This window comes from Microbulbifer pacificus (genome assembly GCF_002959965.1).
GTDB lineage: Bacteria > Pseudomonadota > Gammaproteobacteria > Pseudomonadales > Cellvibrionaceae > Microbulbifer > Microbulbifer pacificus_A.
In genome coordinates this window covers 1-1572 of sequence record NZ_PREV01000025.1, presented here as the reverse complement: position 1 = coordinate 1572, position 1572 = coordinate 1, and the positions used below count along the sequence as shown (strand labels likewise).

Annotated in this window: 2 protein-coding genes; both read left to right on the top strand. The window is 36.6% G+C overall.

Translation table 11 applies throughout. The features are described 5' to 3' along the window. Positions 1-539 (top strand): recombinase RecT (locus tag C3938_RS00570; RefSeq protein WP_199775458.1); only part of this gene is annotated, 539 nt, incomplete at its 5' end. 166 nt (positions 540-705) lie between these two features. Further along, the gene (locus C3938_RS00565) at positions 706-1470 is read left to right on the top strand and encodes a DnaD domain-containing protein (protein WP_105101354.1); all 765 of its coding nucleotides are present in this window, start codon (positions 706-708) and stop codon (positions 1468-1470) included. Positions 1471-1572 lie beyond the last annotated feature (102 nt).

Below are 1572 nucleotides of genomic sequence, written 5' to 3'. Positions count from 1 at the left end.
AGAATTTAGGGTATGCGTGGATTGTACCATATGGTGGTAAAGCACAGTTTCAACTTGGTTATAAAGGTTACATCCAGTTAGCACTTAGAACTGGTCAGTATCGCAATATAAACGTTATTGAAGTATATGAAGGAGAACTTAAATCATTCAACAGATTAACTGAGGAAATTGAACTCGATTTTGAAAATAGAGAATCAGACAAAGTCATTGGTTATACAGGATTTTTCGAACTGATTAATGGTTTCCGTAAGACAGTTTACTGGTCCAAAGAAGAAATCGAAAAGCACAAAAAGAAATTCAGTAAATCAGATTTTGGATGGAAGAATGATTGGGATGCAATGGCGAAGAAAACAGTGATCCGAAACATGTTGAATAAGTGGGGTATCTTATCGGTTGATATGCAGAAAGGCATGGTCGAGGACAATAGAGATCCTAAAGAAATTAATCCTCAGGTTGATGAAAATGGAGAAGTTATTGACATGGAATTCAACGAAGATAGCGGAACGGAACAAGAATTTGAGATAGACGATGCACAATAAAACAAACGTCTTGTTGCCTGCTTGGATATTCGAGCAGGCACAGGACAAACAAGAACTAACAAGGCTAATCAAGCAATATATGAAAAGGTATCCGAATTACACGATCAAGAAAGTATCTGGTAAACGGGCAATATGTGAGATTCATAGGTAATGGGAGGTTAATTGAATGAAAGGTGCATTCCAGACAAGTCGAGAGATATTTGAAAATCCTATATGGAACGACATTCCAAAGTTTAGAATTTTCTTCTATATATACGGAAATGCCGTCTTTGCTAAAGAAGGAACAACAGTTGCTGGAATGCATCTGAAAAGAGGGCAATATCTGAGGTCTTTCAGAAATCTCCAAGAAGATTTGACTTTTGTAGAGAATCGAAGTGTTAAAAAATACTCGCTTTCTGTCATAAAAAATAAAGTTGATCAGTTAGTCAAAGAAAATCGATTAAAAATTGAAGGTACTGAACTGGGAACACTGTTCACTGTGGTGAATTACGAGTCATATCAAGGGTTTGACAACTACAAAAAACAGAACTTAGAACGCAGTGAGAACGGAGAGAGAACGCAGTCAGAACGCAGTGAGAACAATAATAAGAATGTTAATAAAGATAAGAATGTAGCAGCAGAGGAGAATCCGTTCAAGGTATATGAAGAAAATTTCGGAGTTCTTAAACCAATCTTACGAGAACAATTTATTGATTGGTGTGACGAAGTAGGGAACGACATTATGAACGCTGCTATGAAACTAGCTGCTAAAAAAGGCGGTCGCACTTTTGGATATATTGAAGAGATCTTAAAAGAATGGTCTAGTTTGAATCTAACAACATTAGAAGATGTACGAGCGCATGAAGTGGAAAAGATGAACCGTAAAGACAATGTTCGTCAGTTCAAACCTAGACAACCATCTAAACAGGAAGTTGATTGGAAAAACATTTGAGGTGATCTAGATGGAAAGGCAAGAAGTTATAGAGGTATTCAAGTTAATTAAATCCGTCTACCCAAACTTTGAAGTAACTACAGAAAAAGTTGATCAGTGGGC

What these genes read in the sequence shown, in the direction of transcription:
- C3938_RS00565 (WP_105101354.1), top strand. Translation starts at nt 706, where the DNA reads ATGAAAGGTGCATTCCAGACAAGTCGAGAGATATTTGAAAATCCTATA.